The sequence below is a fragment of the Roseovarius sp. D22-M7 genome (assembly GCF_037083785.1).
In the GTDB taxonomy this organism is placed as follows: domain Bacteria; phylum Pseudomonadota; class Alphaproteobacteria; order Rhodobacterales; family Rhodobacteraceae; genus Roseovarius.
This window is the reverse complement of sequence record NZ_JBAPKY010000013.1, coordinates 1-17,096: the sequence shown is the minus strand read 5'-3', so window position 1 is coordinate 17,096 and position 17,096 is coordinate 1. Positions and strand designations below refer to the sequence as shown.

Annotated in this window: 11 protein-coding genes and 1 pseudogene; 7 read left to right on the top strand and 5 right to left on the bottom strand. The window is 66.0% G+C overall.

Annotated elements, in window-relative coordinates:
* Positions 1-152: 152 nt before the first annotated feature.
* From V8324_RS07995 to V8324_RS07980, 4 genes are all read right to left on the bottom strand, one after another.
* Positions 153-731, bottom strand: a complete 579-nt coding sequence (locus V8324_RS07995; protein ID WP_336419405.1) for a c-type cytochrome — start codon at positions 729-731, stop codon at positions 153-155.
* Positions 728-1,990 carry a PQQ-dependent sugar dehydrogenase gene (locus tag V8324_RS07990; protein ID WP_442970489.1) on the bottom strand — a complete coding sequence of 421 codons (1,263 nt, stop codon included), beginning with the start codon at positions 1,988-1,990 and terminating at the stop codon, positions 728-730. The genes V8324_RS07995 and V8324_RS07990 overlap by 4 nt, the downstream gene beginning before the upstream one ends.
* A 348-nt stretch (positions 1,991-2,338) precedes the next feature.
* Complete coding sequence (locus V8324_RS07985; protein ID WP_336419404.1) at positions 2,339-5,881, bottom strand: hypothetical protein; 3,543 nt, start codon at positions 5,879-5,881, stop codon at positions 2,339-2,341.
* A 667-nt stretch (positions 5,882-6,548) separates the two neighbouring features.
* Complete coding sequence (locus tag V8324_RS07980) at positions 6,549-8,114, bottom strand: ABC transporter substrate-binding protein (RefSeq protein ID WP_336419403.1); 1,566 nt, start codon at positions 8,112-8,114, stop codon at positions 6,549-6,551.
* Between the two features lie 655 nt (positions 8,115-8,769).
* Here V8324_RS07980 and V8324_RS07970 point away from each other — a divergent pair.
* From V8324_RS07970 to V8324_RS07940, 7 genes are all read left to right on the top strand, one after another.
* Entirely contained in the window at positions 8,770-8,895 is a 126-nt protein-coding gene (locus V8324_RS07970; protein WP_336419402.1) for a hypothetical protein, read from the top strand.
* A 773-nt stretch (positions 8,896-9,668) separates the two neighbouring features.
* Positions 9,669-10,496: a helix-turn-helix domain-containing protein gene (locus V8324_RS07965; RefSeq protein WP_336419401.1), complete on the top strand. Its 828-nt coding sequence runs from the start codon at positions 9,669-9,671 to the stop codon at positions 10,494-10,496.
* Positions 10,497-10,673: 177 nt separating this feature from the next.
* A complete protein-coding gene (locus V8324_RS07960; protein ID WP_336419400.1) occupies positions 10,674-12,254 on the top strand; it encodes an ABC transporter substrate-binding protein in 1,581 nt (526 codons plus the stop codon).
* A gap of 90 nt (positions 12,255-12,344) precedes the next feature.
* Positions 12,345-13,289, top strand: coding sequence for an ABC transporter permease (locus V8324_RS07955; RefSeq protein ID WP_336419399.1), 945 nt, complete (start codon positions 12,345-12,347; stop codon positions 13,287-13,289).
* A complete protein-coding gene (locus V8324_RS07950; RefSeq protein WP_336419398.1) occupies positions 13,286-14,134 on the top strand; it encodes an ABC transporter permease in 849 nt (282 codons plus the stop codon). Before V8324_RS07955 ends, V8324_RS07950 begins: the two co-directional genes overlap by 4 nt.
* Positions 14,131-15,129, top strand: coding sequence for an ABC transporter ATP-binding protein (locus V8324_RS07945; protein WP_336419397.1), 999 nt, complete (start codon positions 14,131-14,133; stop codon positions 15,127-15,129). The genes V8324_RS07950 and V8324_RS07945 overlap by 4 nt, the downstream gene beginning before the upstream one ends.
* A complete protein-coding gene (locus V8324_RS07940; RefSeq protein ID WP_336419396.1) occupies positions 15,126-16,121 on the top strand; it encodes an ABC transporter ATP-binding protein in 996 nt (331 codons plus the stop codon). Before V8324_RS07945 ends, V8324_RS07940 begins: the two co-directional genes overlap by 4 nt.
* A gap of 353 nt (positions 16,122-16,474) precedes the next feature.
* Here V8324_RS07940 and V8324_RS07935 read toward each other — a convergent pair.
* Positions 16,475-16,760 (bottom strand): annotated as a pseudogene (locus V8324_RS07935) (transposase); the annotation flags it as partial.
* Between the last annotated feature and the right edge of the window lie 336 nt (positions 16,761-17,096).

Below are 17,096 nucleotides of genomic sequence, written 5' to 3'. Positions count from 1 at the left end.
GTGCGCCATTGCCCGCGGAAGAAAGTGCGTGTCCGTGGTGATGCGGCCCCCTTGCCCCAGCATGTGAAATGCCGCCGCATCGGTACCATCATCTTCCTGTCAGCAACCGTCATCTATTGGCTATGGGTCCTGACCCAAATCCGACCCACGGCTCAATCGGCAGGCTTTATGTCCAATTCCACGTTCGAATACCAATCGGCGACCGCGCGGATTTCCGTGTCATCCAGTTTCGCGGCGATCTCGGACATGATTTCGTGCTTTCGCTTGCCTGTACGGAACGCCTTGAGCTGCGTGTCGATATAGATGTTGACCTCGCCCGCGAGGTTCGGCGCATTCATGACCGCCGATATGCCGTTCGGACCGTGGCAGGACACGCAGGCCGCAGGCGCGTCACGCTTACTGACACCCTCAGGCAGGGTCGCCACGGCCTCGTGCGAGGCATACCACGCCGCGACATCGGAGATCTGCTGCGCCGAAAGACCGGCTGTCACGACCGACATCATCTCGTGCTCGCGCGCGCCCGTCTTGAACGCCATGAGCTGCGCTTCGAGATACGCTTGCGGTTCACCGCCGATATGGGGGGCGATCGGAACCCGTGCATAGCCGTCGATCCCGTGACAGGTGCGGCACATGTTGGCGACCTTGCGCCCCGCCTCGGCATCCTCCGCGACCGCCGGGGCACCCCCGGCGAGCATCAGCCCGCCGAGGATCGTCAGCACTGCAGACCTCATTCTGCAGGTGCGGGATTGTGGGCGATGCGCCAGATCGCTCCGGCGAAGTCATCGGAGACCAGCATCGAGCCATCGGGCAGGAACTCGATATCCATCGGGCGGCCGCGATACTCGCCCGTGTCCTCGTTGAGCCAGCCGTCGGCGAAGACCTGAGCGCCGGTCGCGTTGCCCTCCTCGTCGAGCGCGGTGAACATCACCCGCGCGCCCACCGGTTCGGTCCGGTTCCAGGACCCGTGCTGCGCCCAGAAGATGCCGCCATGATACTCCGCGGGGAAGCTGTCATCGTGGTAGAACCGCATCCCGAGATCCGCCGCATGCGCTTGCAGTTCCAGCTGCGGTTCGACGAAACTCAGCCCCTCGGGGCGCGGCACGTCCTTGTATTGCGGGATCTCGACACCGGCATTGACCCAGGGAAAGCCGAAATGCTGGCCAGCTTCGGTCTGGCGGTTCAACTCGCCCGGCGGGATGTTGTCGCCCATGCCGTCGACCTGGTTGTCGGTCCACCAAAGCTCGCCCGTCGCCGGGTTGAAGTCCTGGCCGACCGAATTGCGGACCCCGCGGGTATAGACCTCGCGCCCCGTCCCGTCGGTGTTCATCCGGATGATTCCGCCGATGCCGATCTCGTCATACATCTCCAGCTTCTCGACGGGCTGCACGTTATGCGGCTGGCCAAGCGAGACGTAGAGCTTGCCGTCAGGGCCGATGTCGCAGACCCGCGCGGTGTGGTTGAAGCTTTCTTCCCCGGGCGGGATCAGGTCGCCCTGATCGACGACGACACCGACGGCCGGGTCCGGCCCCTCGAAGAAGAATTCGGCCGCCGGGAACACCAGCACCCGGTTCCGCTCGGCGATGTAGAGGAACCCGTCGGGCGAGAAGCAGGGACCGTTCGGGATGTCGAAGGTGATCGACGGTGCGAAATCCATGACCTCGTCGGCCACGCGGTTGCGGTCGCGGTCGACGATCGACCAGACCTTGTCCTTCCGCGTGCCCGCAAAAAGCACCGTGCCTTGCGGCGCCATTGCCATCGAACGCGCATCCGGCACGACGGCATAGAGGCTCGCCTCGAAACCGTCGGGCACATTGATATGCTCGACAATCGCCTTGAGCGCCTCGGCGCGAGCCCCCTCCTGGTCGACGGTCGTGAACGTGGCGCCCGTCTTTTGCATGTTGCCGAGTTTTTCCATGTTGTCCTGAGCCAGCGCCGGCCCGGTCAACATCGTTCCGAGCAGAAGCCCGGACAGTAACTTTCCATGTGTCATGTATTCCTCCCAATATCCTGATGGCGTGTCGTCACGCTTTGGCATCCCTGCCACTCCATCACCGATCATACTCTCTTTACGCGGGGGAAATTGTCAACTTGTTTGACCAATGTTCAAGCTGGTGCTGCCGTTGACCAGACGAAGCGCAGCTTCGACGGTAGCGTCATCCGCATGTTGCGCGTTCATTGCCTCGACTGCGTGCCGTAAGAATTCGGCCCCAGGCCGATCGAGAGGCCCGGCTTCCGAACCGGGCCGGCCTGTTGAGATGTCGTGAGATGCCGTCTTCGGTGACGGGCTCAACCGGACACAGAGCCGATCACGTGATGGCAGAGCGGAAATATAGTCCCTTCACAGGTCGATATCGGCGGAATTCTCGATGAGGGTCTCCGTGCTCGGCGCCGGACGTGGCGTCAGATCGACATCCGAGAGCGAGCTCGGGTCGATGGCCCAGGTCGTCAGGGCAAGGCTGCCTCCGGACCGGGACACTTCGGCGACGACCACCGGACCGCACGCGCTCCAGTCCGGTCCGGTTTCGGTCATCGTCTCGAACAGCGGCCAGGGGAGGCGTCGCGCCAGATCGTGGACGGCGCGGTCCGACTCGGTGCGGATGACGATTGCGTCCTGCAGTGCGCGGGTCGCGCCAAGATCGAACGCCGGCAGGCAATGAGGCAGCGAAACCCGCGGGTCATACCCCCACACCAAACGCTTCAACGGCACACCGCCGCGGCGATCGTCCCGGGCGAGGCTCGGCTCGCCGTACTTTTTCAGCAGCGCCCCCAGCACACCTTCGGCGGTGACCCGGGCGGGATCGTAAAGCGCCGCTCGACCGAGCGCGAGGCGCGCGGTGTCGACGCGCTCGTCCTCGAGCGAGGCCAGGACCTGACCGGCTTCGGTGTCGATGCGCAAGGCGACCATGGTGCCCGCCTCTGTCGCGCGCAGCGTCCCCCGGCCCGGAACAGCCTTCGGCCCGATCTCCCGATGGAGCGGGTGATCGATGCGCGCGGCCCCCGGCAGCGCGGCATCGATGGCCTCGGCCGGGCTTGCGAGTGTCAGGCCGGTGATGTCCGCAACCGTTGGTGGCGCAACGCGCAAAGCGCGTATCTGCTCGACGGAAAGACGGGTCGCCTCGCCGGTGGCTGCGCTCTGGTTCGGCAGGGCGGCGGGATTGCTTGCGACGAAGATCGCGTCCGTCACATCGAGGGTCAGCACGAGCGTGCCGGCCTTGCCCGGACCACGTCCGGTGCCGGGGATCATGTCAATCTCGGCGAGGCGGGCGATATGGCGCGTTTCGGCGATGGTCCGCCTCTCTCGCGGGAGCAGGATCGCGTCGCGGAGAACCACCACGGCGTCCATCGAGCCGCTGCGCATCGCCTCGAACCCGTCCGTTACCGCGTCCAGTCGCGTGCGGCCGACGCAAGGGCTCGCGGTGGGGTGCCGTTGTGCGCCGAGTGCGGCGTAGATCGGCCGGCCTCCGATCTGGGTCAGCCGCTCCCCGGCCAACAAGGGCATCCGGTCCGGCACGTCGCGGGCCATCTTTTCCAACATGCCGAGCGTCGCCCCGTTGGCGGTGCGACGGGCCGCATAGTCCCGCCCTTCGAGCACCGCGCGCACCCCGTCGGAAAACTGGTTCGCCTGGCCCGGACCGGCATAGGCCATGACCCTGCAACCCGCCTGGATGGCGTTCGTGGCCACGCGTGCGACCACACGATCAGGAATTGCGGCGGCGCGGGCCGTCTGCCAGACGCGAAAGGCAGGCAGCAGGGCCGCGCGCTCGACGCGGTTGAGGCGCTGCGGCACGGGATCGAAGAACCGCCCCCAGACGAGGTCGGCCTCGGGCGTCGCGATCTCTCTGAGCAGGCGATCGAGCAGCATTCGGTCCAGCGTCGCATCGTCCACGGTCTCCGGCGCTTCGCGCAGGTGCAGAAGGTCAAGGAGATCGTGATCGACGACGACAAGTTCCGGCGCATCGATCAGGGCATCGGGCGCGGCGGGTGGCGCCGCCTCGGGCGCGGGCTCTGCCTGCAGAACCCCACGGACCAGCGGAAGCCCGGTTTCGTCCGTCTGGATCGAAAAGAACGCGACCCGGTCAAGGCGCAGGTACAAGGTCGGACGTTGTCCATCGAGGCCCGCCGTGACCGGCGTGGCCTCGGCGCGGTACTGCAATCGCCCGCCGATCCCGCGCAGCGCCCGAGCCATGTCCGGGCCGAGCGCGACGTCGGTCAGTATCGCCCGATCGGCAAGCGCGACCTGCGGCGCCTGCAGACCGCTGTCGTTGCTTCGCACGGACCAGCGGTATTCGGTCACGGACCATCCGTCCGCCTGTTCGGCAAGGGTCATCCGACCCGTCAGCACGAGCGGCTCGGGCAGGGGCAGGGTCTGCGCGGTGCCGAGAGGGTCGGAGATCCCGGTGCGGTTCATCGCCTGTGCCAGCATGCCGGGATCGTCGGCGACGGAAATCGCGGCCGCGATCAGATCCTCGCCCCGGGCGCCCGGATCATCGGCCCGGGCCGCCCAGCGATCGAGCTCGGCCAGACTTGCCAGCGGCTGGACGGGCCCCGCGAACCGGACGGGGTCGAGGTCCGCGATCCTGTTGACGTCGAGAGAGGCCTGGTCGGAATGCCGCGCACCGACATGAAGGCTTGCGGAGTTGAGGTCATATCCCACAACCACGCGCGGCTCGGTCAGAGGGCCCTCTTCGGGAAACGTCGCGCGCCGCGAGGTGATATCGACACGTGCCTGCACGCTGAGCGCCCGCCGCCCCGGACCGTCGATCTGGTTCATCCGGTCGAGCAGAACCTGCGCCTCGTCTCGCGGCACGGGAAGAAAGTCGGGCAGGCCGGCCAGGATCGGATACCGGCCCCCGAGAAGCCAGCCGCTGCTTCGGAACGTCACCGCGAAACCGCCGCGGTCAAGATCGTAGTCGCTGGCAGGCACGGTCTCGATCACCCGGACGGGCAGGGGCGTTTCGGGCAGGGCAGCGGCGATAGCGGGCCAGAGTGCGCGCAGCGCGGCATCCTCGAGCTCGCGTCGCTCGATCACGTCCACGCCGGGGGCAAAGCGGCCCGAGCGCGGGTCGCGCAGATACGGAGCGACGAGGCTCTCGCTCAGCGCCTCGGGCGCGATATCGTCGAGGGCGAACCAGAACAGGTCCGGAGAAAGCCGGCGATCCAGCACCTCGTCGACCGGCAGCCTGGTCAACTCATGCCAGGCGAGAAGGCGTGTCAGGTTGGACTGGTCGGCCTCGCGATCGTCGAGGAACACGCCGTCCTCCCGTCGAAGCCTGAAGGCGCGATCGATATCCGCGGCGGTGATCTGTTCGGATCGATCCGACTTGGGGACAGACCAGATCATGTCGCCCGGGACCGGCCGGCGGTCGACGGCCGTGACCTCGTGCAAGCTGATCGCGTCGATCCGACCGCCCGCCCGAGCCAGAATGCCCTCGATCTCGATGTTCTCGACGGTCAGCTTGGCGACGACCATCACCCCTTGCCGCCCTTGCGCCAGTGCATTCAAACGCTCGGCCGCGGCGCCTTGCGGCGCGAGCCGGCCGAGATCGAACGGGACGACCGGACGGACGAAGACCGCGGGGGCCTGCAAAGGGGCACGGACCGTCATCTCGTCGAGTGTCCCCGAGAACGCAGTGATCTTATTGCCGAAAGACGCATTGACCCGCCAAGATCCATCGTCGTTGCGGCTCAAGCGCCCCGCAAGATGCACCTGCGCCTCTATCGGAAGCGCGCTGTCTTCGGAAGCCCGTGCCGACGCCCAGGACCGTGCCCGTGACAATGCCGCTTCACGCTCCGCCTCGGACAGCGACCGCCACTGCCCATGGGCCTCGGGGTCGGTAAAGCGACGCACGACGTGGCGCTGGACGCCGTCTTCGGAGACCAAGCTCGGCTCCGCTCGCAGAGCTTCGATGAACAGTGTGTCGGCCAACGCATCCGGCGTTTCGACCTGAGCCGAAGCTGCACCGGCCCAGGCCCACGCCAAGGCCACCAAGATCCACCGCAACATGCTCCACTCCCGCCCGCTTCGAGATGTCCTGATCTTTATTACCCGGCGTAAGCCTGTCAATCGAGATCGCGCAGCGTTGGCGCTCGCGATGCCCGATCTGCGCACGCAGCGCGTCCGAGGGCAGGATTGCGGAACTCGCGCAGGTTCGCGCGAGACTGCAGGCTTGCAGTCGGAATCGAGACAGGCCCTCGCGACGAATGTTGCAAAGGTTCAGTCTGTCATGGCTGCCGCACATCGCGAGGCTCGCCCGCTGGAGATGACTGTCGCCTTCGGTGAGGCTGCGGCGTAGCGCCGGTACAAGGCCAAACGGTTGTTCCGGGCGAGTAACGCCGCGAAAGGCGACCAGGGTTCGCAAGCTTGCACTGTCTGAGGCATGAAATGAAGCGACAGGTCACCAGTCAAATCGGAGCGGTCCAAGCCGAACCGAGAGAAGTTCGAATTCGTCGACGACTCGCGCGCGAAGGTGCATCCAAGGCGAAACGCCCCGCCGAAAGGGCAGGGCGCTTACATCAACGCAGTGACCCGCAGGCCGGGACGCAGGGTGTCAGGCAAACCACCAGCGTTCCATCCAGCGTTCGCCGTCCATGTCGAAATTGGACGCGAACGCGCCATGTGCGATCTTGCCATTGGTCGCAAAGACGAAATTCGCGAACATCGGCAGCACGGTGCCGCCATCCTCGGACACGAGCTGCTGCATCTCGGAATACATGGCGCGGCGCGTATCCTCGTCCAGTTCGGCCCGGGCCTGCACCAGCAGCTCGTCGAACCGGGCGTTCGACCAGCTGCTGTCATTCCAGGCCGCGCCGGATGCGTAGGCCGTGGAAAAGATCTGATCCTCGGTCGGCCGCCCGCCCCAGTAGACCGCGCAGAACGGATGCTTCAGCCAGACGTCGGACCAGTAGCCATCATTGGCCACGCGATTGACGTTGACGTTGATCCCGGCAGCATTGGCCGAGTTCCGGTACAGCACCGCGGCATCCACGGCCCCCGGGAAGGCCGCATCGGCCGCCGACAGAGTCACGTCGAGGCTGTCGAGCCCGGCCTCGCGCAGATGGAATTTCGCCTTGTCCGGATCGTAGCTGTGCTGCGTGATCTCCGGATCGTGGAACCGGTAACTCGGGCCGATCGGCTGGTCGTTGCCGACGGTGCCATGCCCGAACAGGATTTTGTCGACCAGTTCCTGCCGGTTGATGCCGTATTTCAGCGCCAGCCGGACATTCAGGTCGTCATAGGGCGCGGTGTCGGTCTGAGCCGCGAAACTGTAATATTGCGGCCCGGCGATCGAGTGGATCGCGAGGTCTGGATCGCGCCCCAGCATGCTGACGGTCTTGAGATCGAGCTTGTCGATCACGTCGACCTCGCCCGAGACAAGCGAGGAGGTCCGCGCGTTCACATCGACGACCGACAGCATCTCGACCGCGTCGAACCAGCCGCGGTTCTGGTTCCAGTCCTCCGTGTGACGTTCGAGACGGGCGACGACACCGGGCTGGAATTCGACCAGCCTGTAGGCCCCGCAGCCATCGCCAGAGCGCCAATCGATCCCGCCGCTGCCGTCGGATGGCACGATCGCCATGTGGTAATCGGTGAACACGAAGGGGAAGTCGGCGCTGCCGGCGGACAGTTCGAACACCACCGTGTTGTCGCCCTCCTTGGCGATGCTCACGATCGGGTCGACCAGGGGCTTGGCAACCGAGGTGGACCCTTCGCCCCTGTGATGGTTGATGGAATCGACGATGTCATCGAGGCTCAGGGGCTTGCCGGAATGGTAGGTCACGCCCTGCCGGATCGTGAAGCGCCATGTCCGGGCATCCGGCGTCGCCTCCCAGCTTTCGGCGAGATCCGGTTCGGCCGACCCGTCCGTCGCCACCTTGGTCAGGTATCCGTGCATGCCGAAGGGCAGGGCGACCGTGAAGCCGTTTGTCCAGGTTGCCGGATCCAGCGTGTCATTGGTGTTGCCATGGCCCTTTGCATGGCGGATCGTGCCGCCGCGCTTCGGGGTCGTGTCGGCGGCCGACCATGCAACGCCCGGCATCACACCGGCGGACAGGCCTGTTGCCGCCGTGCCGGCAAGAAAGCTTCTGCGGTCGAGGTCGCGAATGCGAGATGTCATCGTGGTGGGTTCTCCATGTGACTGTGCCCTTCAAAAAGCGCACTGGGGATATACAGTACCGGGCTGCACGGGATCGTCAAGTTGCAGCGCAGGGCCCGTCGCAGCATGCCGTCCCACGACGCCGCGCGATCGCACCTCTCTGCATCCGGGTGTGATCGTGCCGAAAAACAAGGCCGGCATGGGGAATCCGGTTTCGATGATCGCTTAGGACCCGGGCCGTGGCATCCCCTGGTATCGCAGCCCGTTCGGCGCATGCCCGCGAGTATCCGGGTCAACATGGAACGAATGGTTTCAAGGCCTTGCAAGGAGGCGCGTCATGCGTCTGACATGGGGGATGCGGCCCCATGCCTCTGCGCTCTCGATGGTTTTCTCCCGATCCCGTGCCAGGCGGCGGCAGCGACCGAACGAGGCGAAGGTGCCTTCAAACCTATCGTCCGGGCCGCAATTCGAAGCCGGGGGCCGGACCCGATCGCGTGATGATCTGCAGCGTCCGGCGCCCGACGCGTGCAGGGTGCCGCACAGCTTGGGCCCGGTATCGTCGCCAAGGGCAAAGACATGGCGCATGTGCAGGGCCTCGCGATGCAGTCTCAAAAGACCCCGGTGCGCCGAGCAAAAGGGCCTCAGACCGTCCTGCGCTGATGTGTTTGGCGAGGGCATGTCGCTCGCCTTCATTCCGGTGCAGGTGGCCTTTGCCGTCGCGCCGGATCATTTGCAGATGGTGGCTGGTCTGACCAGTGCGAGTGTCGATGCAATCCGACTCAACGGCCGCGGATTGTCGTAGCTTGACGTTTTTTTAGCGCAACCTCGCTGCGATAATGTGCGGTGAGCCGGCGCGTCAGCGCCGGGGTGCCGTGCCGATACAGTTGGAAGATCGCTGCGACGACACCGGAGGAGCCGGGCTGGGTACCCGCATGTCGGTCCCGGTAGAAAGCACCTGCGATTGCCTGTCGGACATCTTCTGGAAGGCCTATCGGAGGAATGGCTGGCGCGCGTGGAGGACGGTTTTTCGCGTGACGCTGCCTTGCTGCCGGTGGCACTGATCCCCGAGCTTTGGCAAGGAGCGCGTGCATGTTTTCGTTGATCTGAGTTCTTGCTGCTGTTCATTGGCTTTGCCTGACGCTGCCACTTGGCGCAGCGGAGTTCGCCAGCCTGCCTGAGGCGATGCCAGGCGAGGCCCGGAAGTCCGCGATGCGGGCAGTCTGGAAAGCAGATGGCCGGCGTCGATGCTGTGCGCCGCGAAGCCTCGAAGCGCATGGAGCAGCCTTCGCCCACGGCATGCGGCGACTGGCAGACCCGGACCGAGACACATGTCGAGGTGACCTGCGACGCCCGCCCAATTCCATCTGCGGGCTTGGCTGCGGGCGTGGCTGCGGGCCTTCGAAGGCGGCAGCCCGTGTCCGGAACGCTGCTGCGACGTCGTGGTGCCGCGCGACGGCATCTGACCCCGCTGCGACGCGGTCGCCTGCATCTGGCACGGTAGATCAGGCGCAGATTGACGCAGTCGCCCGCGTCAATTCGCTTGCGCCGATGATCGGCGCGGATAATGCTATGGGCATGACCGAGCCTCATCTCGCCCGCAACCTGCGCGCCCTGTGCAACTACACCACGTCGATATCGGATGCCTGCCGAAGCATGGGCATCAACCGGCAGCAATTCACCAAGTATCTCAACGGCGCCTCGCGCCCCTCGCCGCGCAACATGCGCCGGATCTGCGATCATTTCGGCGTCGAGGAGGACGAGCTGCTGGTCCCGCATGGCCGCTTCGCCGAGATGGTCGCGCTGCGCCCCCGCGCCCGGCGCCTGATCCGTGCGCTGGGGCCTGCGGCACCCCAGATCGACCGGATGTTCAACCAGTCCGCGGACAGCCTGAAGCCCTATTGCGGCTACTATTTCTACTATTACCACACCCCCAGCCGCCCCGGCATGATCCGCCGCTCTTTGCTGCGCATCAGCGAGTACAAGGGCATTTTCTACACCCGCCTCAACGAGCGCATCCAGCCCGAGGAAAGCCCGCTGGGCCGGTCGCATTTCGTGCGCTACATCGGCGTGGCGGTATTTTTGGACGGGCGCATCTTCATCATCGACCACAACGCGCGGGATCTGAGGTCCTTGTCGCAGACAGTGCTGTTCACGACGCAGACAGGAGAGATCGAGGTGCTGACCGGCATGACATTGGGGGTCCAGGGCCGCACGGCACGCGCCCCCTTCGCCGCGCGCGTCTTTCTGGAGTATCTCGGCCCCCGGACCGACACGCGGGCCGCCATGCGCCGCACAGGTATCTTCGGCGCCGAGGGGGCCGATCCGCCCCGGCATGTCTCGCGGATGCTGGCTTCGAACGGGACCGAGCCGCAGATGCTGACGGCGCTGGAATTGCCGGTATGACGACACCACATGACGCGACCTGACGCGATCATGGCGCAAAAAAGATGCAGATCGCGTTTGACTGCGCACTTGTGACACGTGGCCGCAAGGCGCACCCTGCGCGCCAAACCGGACCGAAACGACCGGACCCAAAGGCCGAACGCAAAATCGGCCGGAACAACAAAACGGGAGAGACCCATGCAGAAATCCCCACGTCAAAGAACCTTCCCGGCCCTGAGCCGACGCCAGTTGCTGGGCGGCGCGGCCGGCCTGTCGGCTGCCGCCATGTTGCCGGTGACCGCCTGGGCGCAGGGCACGCAGTTGAACGTGCGCGTCTACACGGAGCCGGACACGGCCGACCCGCTTGATGCGTCGGGCTTTGGCGAAGCGATGCTATACGGCTGCATCTACCGCAACCTGATCCAGTACGTGCCCGGCGACACCTGGGGTCACCGCAACGACCTTGCCGAAAGCATCGAGCAGACCAGCGACACGACCATCGCCTTCACCCTGAAGGCGGGTCAGATGTGGTCGGACGGTTACGGCGAGATCACCGCCGAGGATGTGGCCTTTACCTTCGAGCGCAACCTCGACCCGGAGATGAACTCGCGCATCCTGCCCGATATCGGCCCGCTCAACCGTGTCGAGGTTACCGGAACCCATTCCGGCGTGTTCCATTTCGACGAGCCCTACGCGCCGTTCTGGACCATCGCGCTGCCCTATCTGTCGGGCGCGATCATGTGCAAGGCCGCGGTCGAAGAGGTCGGCGGCCGGATAAAGACCAACGTCCCGCCCACCGTGTCTGGACCCTACCGCGTGCGTGAACAGCGCCCCGGCGAACGCTGGGTGCTGGACCGCAACCCCGACTATAGCGGCGACATGCCCGCCGAGTTCGAGCGTTGCGACATCGTCTATATCGGTGACGAGGCCGCCGCCGAGATCGCGCTGGAATCCGGCGACCTGGACTTCACCGAGGTGGCCCCCGGCTCGGTCAGGCGCCTTCAGGACAACCCGCCGGACAATACCGACATGTCGATGCACCCGTCGCTGTTCTATGTCTGGGTCGGCATGAACATGGCCAACCCCAAGTTCGAGGACAAGCGCGTCCGGCAGGCGATCCAGTACGCGATCAACGTCAACACCATCCTGGAAGCGGCGTGGTACGACGTGGCCGAACCCTCGACCGGGATCATCGCGCCGGGTCTCATCGGTCACCGGCCAGAATCGATCATCCCGCCCGAGGGCGACACGCAGCGCGCCCGCGAATTGCTCGACGAGGCCGGGATCGACCGGTTGCAGGTGACGCTGAACGTCCTCAACGACGTGACCTTCACCACGGCGGCGCAGGTGATGCAGGCGACGGTGGCCCCGGCCGGGATCGACCTGAGCATCGAGGTGCACGAATCGGGGTCGTTCTGGACGCTCGGGGTCGAGGATGACGGCGAGCGCTGGCGCGATCTGGAACTGATCATGAACCGGTTCTCGATGCTGCCCGATCCGTCCTACGCGACCGCCTGGTTCACCACCGAGCAGATCGGCGACTGGAACTGGGAACGGTTCTCGAACGAGGAATTCGACCGGCTGCACAAGGAAGCCCGCACCGAAACCGATCCCGAGCGTCGTGACGAGATGTATCGCCGCGCGCAGGACCTGATGGAGCAGTCGGGCGCCTACCGTTTCATCACCCACGGTGTGACACCCAACCTCTATTACACCCGTGTGGAGCCCGCGACACGGCCCGACGGGCTGCCGCTGGTGCAGTATTTCAGCCGCGCCTGAGGCGGGCCGACACCGCATCCCGATGCGGGTGCCACCTTGCGTGGCACCCGCAATCTGTCGCCCGGGAACGTCTCGCAGGGAGAGGGCCGCGTGATTCAATACACGATCCAACGCATCGCGCTGGCGCTGGCGATCGTCGTCGTGGCGATTTCGGCGCTCTTTTGCGTGATGATCGCCTTGCCGGGCGATCCGACCTCGGTGCTGCTGGGGCCGCGCGCGACACCCGAGATCCGGGCGATGTTCCGCGAGCAGATGGGCCTCGACGATCCGGTTCCGGTGCAGCTGGTGCATTTCTGGGGCCGTATCCTCGGCGGCGACCTGGGCACCGATTTCTTTCGCAACCGGCCGGTCTCCGAGGCGGTCCTGAACGCGCTGCCGCACACCGTCGCGCTGGTCTTCGGGGCGATCTTCTGGTCGGCCACGCTTGGCATCCTGCTGGGCGCGTTCTCGGCCGACCGGCGCAACAGCGTGCTGGACCGTTTGACCGGCGTGCTGTCGGTCGCCTTCATCGCGGCGCCGTCTTTCGTGGTGGCATTGTACAGCCTTCTGCTGTTCGCGGTGGTGCTGCGCTGGTTCCCGGCGATCGGCGCGGGTGAGCCGGGCGACATCGTCAGCCGCATCCACCATCTCGTGCTGCCCTCGCTGGCGATCGGGCTGGCCTGGGTCGGCTACGTGGCGCGCATCGTGCGTGCCTCGATGCTCGAGGCGATGAACGAAAGCTTCATCCGCACCGCGCGCGCCTTCGGGCTGCCACGCCGGCGTGTGACCTACAACTACGCGCTGCGGGTGGCGATCCTGCCGGCGGTGCAGGTGCTTGGCGTCGGCATCGGCGGCATGCTGTCCAGTGCGGTCTTCGCCGAGATCGTGTTCTCGCGCCCGGGCATCGGGACGCTGATCTACGAGTCGGTCTCGGCGCGCAATTACCCTGTGGTGATGGGCTCGATGCTGGTCGCGATCGGATTTTTCGTGACCTGCGCGCTGATCGCCGACCTGATCAACGCGTCCCTCGACCCCCGGCACAGGACAGCGCGATGACCGCCTTCAAGTACACGCTTGCGGGCCGGCTGATGGCCGATCCCCTCGCGGTCATGGCGCTTCTCATCATCGCCACGCTGGTCGGGATGGCTGTTTTCGCCGATCTGATCGCACAGCACGATCCCGATGCGATGAACATCGCAGACCGCTTCGCGGCCCCCTCGGCCGAGTACTGGCTGGGCACCGACAATCTGGGCCGCGACACGTTTTCGCGGTTGCTGCAGGGCGGGCGCATCGCGCTGACCGTCGGGCTTACGGCGGTGGGCATCGCCGGGACCATCGGTCTGGTGCTGGGCATGGTCGCGGGGTTTGGGCCGCGCTGGCTGGACAACGCGCTGCTGTTCATCTTCGACACGCTGCGCGCCTACCCGACGATCATCCTTGCGCTGGCACTGGCCGCATTGATGCCGCGCGGGCTGATCACGGTGATCGTCGTGGTGGTCCTGACCTCGTTCTCCGAATACGGGCGCGTGGTGCGCACGCAGACATTGTCGCTCAAGCATTCCGAGTTCATCTTGGCCGAGCGCGCCATGGGCGCCTCGTTCGGGCGGATCGTGTTTCATCACATCCTGCCCAACGTGCTGGGGCCGTTCTTCATTCTCGCGGCGATGAACCTGCCGGTGGTGATCACCATCGAGGCGGGGATGAGCTTTCTGGGCGTCGGCGTGCCGCCGGGCACGCCCAGCTGGGGCACCACGCTGAAGGACGGGTTCGACCATATCCGCCAGACGCCGTGGCTGATCGTGGCGGGCGGGCTGCCGCTGATCCTCGTGACGCTCGGGTTCACCTTTCTCGGCGAGGCGCTGCGCGACCAGCTCGACCCCAAACTGAGGAAATCGCGATGACCGAAGCCGTGCTCGAGACCGTGCCCGACGCCCTGAGCGCACACGAATTGTCGGTCGGCTACGACACGCGGCAAGGCCGGCTGCAGGCGTTGCGCGACGTCTCGCTCGACGTGCGCGCCGGCGAGATCGTCGGCGTCGTGGGCGAATCGGGTTGTGGCAAGTCCACCCTGATCAGCACGCTGATGCGCCTTCTGCCCGAGAACGCGCACGTCGCCGATGGCTGCGTCGAGCTTGACGGCGAGGACATCCTGACCGCCTCGCCGCGCCGGCTGCGCGCCATGCGCGGGCGCGAGATGTCGGTGGTGTTCCAGGATCCGATGACCTCGCTCAACCCGGTGCTGACCATCGGCCGCCAGATGCGCGACATCCAGTACCGCGAGGGCATCTCGAAAGCCGAGAAGGACCGCCGCGCCGCGCACATGCTGGGCCGTGTCGGCCTGCCCGACCCCGAGGCCAAGCTGCGCACCTACCCGCACGAGCTGTCAGGTGGCATGCGCCAGCGTGTGGCGATCGCCATGGCCACCCTGATGCACCCCAAGCTGTTGATCGCGGACGAGCCGACAACGGCGCTCGATGCCACGCTCGAGGTGCAGATCATCGCGCTCTTGCAGGAAATCCAGGCCGAGATCGGCTGCGCGATCCTCTTCATCTCGCATCATCTGGGCGTCATCGCGGAACTCTGCGACCGCGTGGTGGTGATGTATGCCGGCGAGACGGTCGAGGAAGGCCCCGTCGCCGACATATTCGAGCATCCGGCCCATCCCTACACTGCCAAGTTGATCGAATGCGATCCCGGCCGGCTCAAGCAGCGCGCCGAAACGCTGCCCTCGATCCCCGGAAGCCTGCCGGACCTCACCGACCCGCCCCCGGGCTGCATCTTTCGCGACCGCTGCGACCTCGCCACGGATCTGTGCGCGCGGCAGCGCCCGTCCCGCCGGGCCGTCACGCCGGGCCGCTGGTCGGCCTGTCATCATGCCGAAAAGGTAAGCCCATGACAAAACCGTTGCTGACCCTGGCAAGCGTCTCGGTCGAGTTTCCGGCGGTGGGCGGGCTCAGGGCGTTGACCGTGCCTGCGGAAAAGCGCCGCGTGCAGGCGGTCGCGGGTGTGTCGTTGCAGGTGCACCCAGGCGAGACGCTGGCGATCGTGGGCGAATCCGGGTCCGGCAAGACGACGCTGGCGCGCGCGATCAACGGGCTGGTGCCGCTGGCCGGCGGCACGGTGCATTTCGACGGCGAGGCTCTGCACGACCGCCCCGACTGGAAGGCCGTGCGGCGCCGCATGGCGATGATGTTCCAGGATCCGGCCGGTTCCCTCAGCCCGCGCAAGACCGTGGGCGAGCTGATCCTCGAGCCGTTCGTGATCCACGGCGTGCCGGTTGCCGACCCCACCGCCAAGGCGCGCGAGATGCTGGCCGTCTGCGGCCTCGATGCCGATTTCATGGATCGCTATCCGCATCAACTGTCGGGCGGTCAGGCGCGCCGTGTCGGCGTGGCGCGCGCGCTGGCACTCGATCCGGCGCTGGTGCTGGCCGACGAGCCGACCGCGGGCCTCGACGTGTCCATTCAGGGCGAGATCCTCAACCTGATGAATCGCGTCAAGGCAGAGCGCGGCCTCGCGACACTGATCATTACCCATAACCTCAACATCCTGCGCCACATCGCCGACCGCATCGCCGTGATGTATCTGGGCCGGATCGTGGAAACCGGTCCGGTGGAGTCGATCCTGACCGCGCCGGCGCATCCCTATACACACGCGCTGATGGCGGCCAATCCCGAACCGGACCCGACCGCCCGGCACGAGCGGCTGATCCTGAAGGGCGAGACCCCGGCGCTGAACGCGCGACCGTCGGGCTGCGAATTTCATCCCAGATGCCCGGTTGCGCGCACCGATTGCGCCCGCATCGCACCGCGCCTCGAGACCGCGCGCACCGGCGGCGCGGTTGCCTGCCGCTACCCGCTGGAAATCGACGAAACCATCCCCGCCTGAGCGGCGGCGCCAAACGATCACATGCCCGCGTCCCGCCGTAATCACCCCGGCATGGGCCCGGTCTTTGGGTGAGCGTTCGTGAAGGCGGCGCCAGCCGCATGGGTGTCAATGAGCGTTAACTACTGAGCCGGTTTCAGTGCTTGAGTGTGACTCGTCGTTCAGATTGTCAATCGACACTGAATCTAGGCCTCAGAACGGACGCCGATGTTTGGATGCCCCCTTCGGTGCAAGGATTTTCTGACCCTCCGGGCGAGTGATCGGGTGCGGTCTTCTGTCACGCCTTCCCTAACAGGGCTTGATGGTGTCCGAGGTTTGTGCAAGAGCGCCGACCTTCGGGAAGGCCCTGATTCTGATCAGGACGCCACGGCGGACAACCCGACGTCGGGATTGTCGTTCACGCGCGCGGGGGTTTCAAGGCTCATGTATCGGCGCGCGACGGTCCACTGGTCGTTGGTCTCGAGCATGATCGCGCCGACGAGCCTGATGATGGCGTCATCGTTGGGGAGCGAGTCAGATCGGAAAACAGCGTGGGACGCTGTTTTCCCGCCGAAGCGTGACGACATCGGTGCGCCGCTTGATCTCGCGGCTCACCCTCTCTAGCGGATCCGTCGAGGCGATCCGGGCCCGGTGCTCGCGTGGGAGTTCGCGCCGGTCCGCGCCACGCGCGGCAAACCGTCGGGGGGACGGTTCGAGGCGAGAACGGGCGGAGCCCCCATGCCGGCGAGAACGATGAGCCATTGTCCGCCATTGATTCGGTTGTCTGATCGCTTTTGTCGCGTCAGGCTCTGCTCGCCTGAATGCGTGGCTGCCGGATGCATGGTTGTCTCCGCGGTCGGCATGGGCCGCCGCGTGCTGGGCGTCGCGGGAAGAGCCTTCAATTTGGATGACGCACTCTGTCTGAACAACGGTGCAACCCCATCAACGGAATGGCTCGGCCCACGTCCCGGCAGGGACGCCTCGAGCGTTCGGAGCCCG